Raw genomic sequence first — 624 nt, 5'->3', positions numbered from 1 at the left:
CTTGGTTTTAACATTCTCGAAATGCTCTGAGAGTATATGTGTTAAGCCTTCTTCGGAATCTTTTGTGTTTGAAAAGATGCCTTTCTGATTGTAAATGCGCATCAGTTTTTGACCGAAGCTATTGTGCACAACGCCGTCACCAAGAATTGTGGCTCCGTATAGAGTTCCATCGTCAGTTAAGGCCTGCGCCGCATTGCGTATTACACAGCTTTTTGTAGATATATTTCCAGGCAGGCAGTGAAGAAGGTAAAACATGGAAATGGAATCAAATTGACCATGTAACGCCGCGGGATAAGGATCAAAAACATCATGGCTAATTTTATGTTTAATTTTTGATTCCCCAGCCCTTGTCGATGCCGCGTTCAGGCTAGCTTCGTTCAAATCCATTAAAGATATCAGACTACTCTCAGGTACGTGAGTAAGGTAAAACCCAGTTCCAACGCCAATATCCAGATGGTTGTTACCTAAATGTTCCAGAAAGTGTGGAAGAAGGTGTTCCTTTGTAGGACATCCCCATGCAAGCCGATTTGATACTCCCAAAACCCACCAGTCATAAAGCTTTAGGGTAAGTGGTGTGTAAATTTTAGCCCCATCATCTGTGTTTTTTTTCATTAGTTTCACCGT

The 624-nt window shown here is 41.8% G+C and carries 1 protein-coding gene; it reads right to left on the bottom strand.

Annotation, left to right across the window (positions count from 1 at the left end; all coding sequences use genetic code 11):
- Positions 1-612: class I SAM-dependent methyltransferase (locus C4F37_RS27235; RefSeq protein ID WP_033555860.1), on the bottom strand; the 612-nt coding region annotated here is incomplete at its 3' end.
- Positions 613-624: the final 12 nt, after the last annotated feature.

It is taken from the genome of Escherichia sp. R1, assembly GCF_003000935.1.
Taxonomy (GTDB): Bacteria; Pseudomonadota; Gammaproteobacteria; order Enterobacterales; family Enterobacteriaceae; genus Escherichia; species Escherichia coli.
This window is presented reverse-complemented; position numbering and strand designations above follow the sequence as displayed.